Source organism: Burkholderia lata (assembly GCF_902499025.1).
In the GTDB taxonomy this organism is placed as follows: domain Bacteria; phylum Pseudomonadota; class Gammaproteobacteria; order Burkholderiales; family Burkholderiaceae; genus Burkholderia; species Burkholderia lata_C.
This window is the reverse complement of record NZ_CABVPW010000099.1, coordinates 1-2,855: the sequence shown is the minus strand read 5'-3', so window position 1 is coordinate 2,855 and position 2,855 is coordinate 1. Positions and strand designations below refer to the sequence as shown.

General features: G+C 60.0%; 2 protein-coding genes and 3 tRNA genes. 4 read left to right on the top strand and 1 reads right to left on the bottom strand.

What is annotated here, in order from left to right:
• Window positions 1-744 precede the first annotated feature (744 nt).
• A complete protein-coding gene (locus tag BDI24065_RS40760) occupies window positions 745-1,698 on the bottom strand; it encodes a hypothetical protein (RefSeq protein WP_175035927.1) in 954 nt (317 codons plus the stop codon).
• Window positions 1,699-2,211: 513 nt separating this feature from the next.
• On the opposite strand from BDI24065_RS40760, the gene BDI24065_RS40755 reads away from it, so the two are divergent.
• The 4 genes from BDI24065_RS40755 to BDI24065_RS40740 form a co-directional block, all read left to right on the top strand.
• Window positions 2,212-2,297: transfer RNA gene (locus BDI24065_RS40755), tRNA-Tyr, on the top strand.
• 44 nt (window positions 2,298-2,341) lie between these two features.
• Window positions 2,342-2,415: transfer RNA gene (locus tag BDI24065_RS40750), tRNA-Gly, on the top strand.
• 24 nt (window positions 2,416-2,439) lie between these two features.
• Window positions 2,440-2,514, top strand: a tRNA-Thr gene (locus BDI24065_RS40745).
• 66 nt (window positions 2,515-2,580) lie between these two features.
• Window positions 2,581-2,855, top strand: a 275-nt coding sequence (locus BDI24065_RS40740) for a GTP-binding protein (RefSeq protein ID WP_254609966.1), incomplete at its 3' end; no start/stop codon positions are given.

The following is a 2,855-nucleotide window of genomic DNA, read 5'->3' as shown; positions in this document are numbered from 1 at the left end:
GTCAGGCTCCCTAAGCCAGGAACCCCCGCCCGAAAGGCGGGGGTTTTTGCATTGGCACGGCAAAAATGCGCAGCGGAGTCGGGGTAGGTGGCCTGGCCGGAGCTGGGCGCCGAATGCGCCAATTTAGGCGCTTGCCGTTCTCGAGCGATCCGCAGCTCTGCACCGCTGATCAAACCGATCGAGTCGGCCCCGCGCTGACAGCTTGCGCTGACTGGAACCCACATTCAAACATCCATCCCCGCTGCTCACGGCAATGACGGCCAGGTGGAGTAGCGACTCCATCAATACCTGACTACCTCTCGACGCAGATTTGAGCGTCGAGGTACGTGGGCCCGGTGTGGCATCGTCGGCTACTCGATTGTCGGCTATCAGGCGCCGTTCGTTGGCGTATTGAGCTCATCTTCGGTCAAAAATCACCATTGCAATTCCGCGCCTATCGGGCATGTTTCACGGCTTCCGTCATCACGTGAGCCGTCAGCATGATCTGGCAACAGGTCGCGTCTATCGGATGTTTTGGCGTGTTCTTGCCTCGAGGGGGTGGACGACCGTTGTCCATCGATCGTGCCAAGTGGGATATCACCCGGGATGGCATCGTGTAGTCATACCGAGATTTTTGTATCTCAATTCGTCGCATCTCCGCTCAAGTCAACCTGCGCGAGGAGGCGGGCGTGTGGAACCCGCCGGATGGAGAGGATCGGTGCGTAGCGCGAACCGGGTCCCTGCGAGTCCATGAACCGGATAGCCTCAGAAATCCGCGCTGTTCCTTTTGACGAGCACGGGCTGTCCGTCGCGCAACACATAGATTTCTTCAATGAGTGAATAGGCGGTGCCGCCAAAGCAGTCTCGCCCTTCGCCCATTAGCGCGAAGCGCGTGCCACCGGTGTTGACGCCGGTCGATCGCACCGCGCATGCGGTACTCGGATCGCCGAGTGCGGAGCCGTCGCCAGGCGGAAACCGGCGCGTCGTGTTCCGCCCGTGATCTCGGGTTAGCACGACCAACGCAGGGCAACGACCGGTAGACACCGAAGGCTGGCTGTCGCACGCCAGATTTCCGGCGTCTTCGAGTGGATGCGCTGCGGAGAACGCGCCGGCGTCGAATCCTACGCAGGTATTGGTGCCCAGCTGCACGAGGTGGGCATCGTACGGGCATACGGGATGTCGCGTGTATGCCGGGGATTCACTGCGATAGGCTGACCAGATGCTGACGTTGGTCGGTTTGCACGACGGCGAGGCGCAGTGGGCGGCGCACTGCAGAATGTTTGCCGAGATTGCTTCGACAAGCCTGCGCGGCAGCCCGGGGTGGGGTCGCAGGTCGTCGCTAAGTAGTGGTTGCAATACGTCGATGCAGGCTGGGCTGCCGGATTCATTTGGCGATGTGCCATCGCCGGCGCTAGCACCGACGAGGTACATGGAAGCATCGCTGAGCAGCCACGCATAGGCGATCGCATCCTGGCTCCACGGGCGCGCCGCGGTCGAACCGATATCTGCCGAACCGAGGCACCCCGCATCGAGCGCGGGCTTCAATCGGCTGTATGCGGCGAGCGATGCGGTTGCCGCTGCGCGTCCTGGGGCATGGCTGTCAGCCAGAGCCTGCTGGCGGACCCTGGCGATTGTGCTCGAGCGACACCGGGTGTCTGCCGGACCGGCGCCCTGAGCGGTCAAAGTCATGAAGGCCATCAACAGGACGAGCAGGCGCATGAGGATCCGAACCAGAGGCGGGTAGGTAGCCCGGGATGGTATCGTGCCTGTCGCTGAAGTCGACAAAAGTCGGGCCGCATCCACGATTTCCCGTCGGAAGCGTCGGTCAAAGATCGGATGCAGTTGCCGGAGCGTGCGCGAAAGCCTTGTCACGGACATCGTCTGCGAATCGGTCCGGATACCCGTGATGCTGAAAATGGCGCCTTGCGAGATATCGGAAACAGACGAATGAACCCGCCCGGCACGAAATTTGCGGAAATTTTCGTTTACCCGCTTGGCAGAGTGCTAAAGAGGTCGTATGATGGCGGTCTTTCGTTTTCAGCGTAGATGCAGATCGACGTTGAGGGCGGAGTCTGACGAAGATGTGGCACTGATCGGTAGCACCCATGCTTGCCTTAGCCGGGCAAGGGCGGGAGATCGGTGGTTAAGCGGGTGTCGGGAAGAGAGTGAAAATAATCTTCCGGATGTGCTTGACAGATGTGCGATGCACCCCCATAATCGTCAGTTCTCTACGGAGGGGTGCCCGAGTGGCTAAAGGGGGCAGACTGTAAATCTGTTGGCTTACGCCTACGTTGGTTCGAATCCAACCTCCTCCACCAAGATTATCAGCGCAGTGAGCGGTAAGGAATCGTTTGTGGCCCGTGCGGGTGTAGCTCAATGGTAGAGCAGAAGCCTTCCAAGCTTACGACGAGGGTTCGATTCCCTTCACCCGCTCCAGACCGCGAAGTTGAAGCGTAAAGCGCCCATGTGGCTCAGTGGTAGAGCACTCCCTTGGTAAGGGAGAGGTCGGCAGTTCGATCCTGCCCATGGGCACCAGCAGTACAAAGTCAGTGTCTTGTTTGCGCGCGGCGCAACCTGTGAAATTCCTTTTGGGAGTCGAAAATGGCCAAGGGTAAATTCGAGCGGACCAAGCCGCACGTGAACGTTGGTACGATTGGTCACGTTGACCACGGCAAGACGACGCTGACGGCAGCGATCACGACGGTTCTGACGAAGAAGTTCGGCGGCGAAGCGAAGGCATACGACCAGATCGACGCGGCACCGGAAGAAAAGGCGCGCGGCATCACGATCAACACGGCGCACGTCGAGTACGAAACGGCTAACCGCCACTACGCACACGTCGACTGCCCGGGCCACGCTGACTATGTGAAGAACAT

What these genes read in the sequence shown, in the direction of transcription:
- BDI24065_RS40760 (WP_175035927.1), bottom strand. Translation starts at nt 1,698, where the DNA reads ATGCGCCTGCTCGTCCTGTTGATGGCCTTCATGACTTTGACCGCTCAG.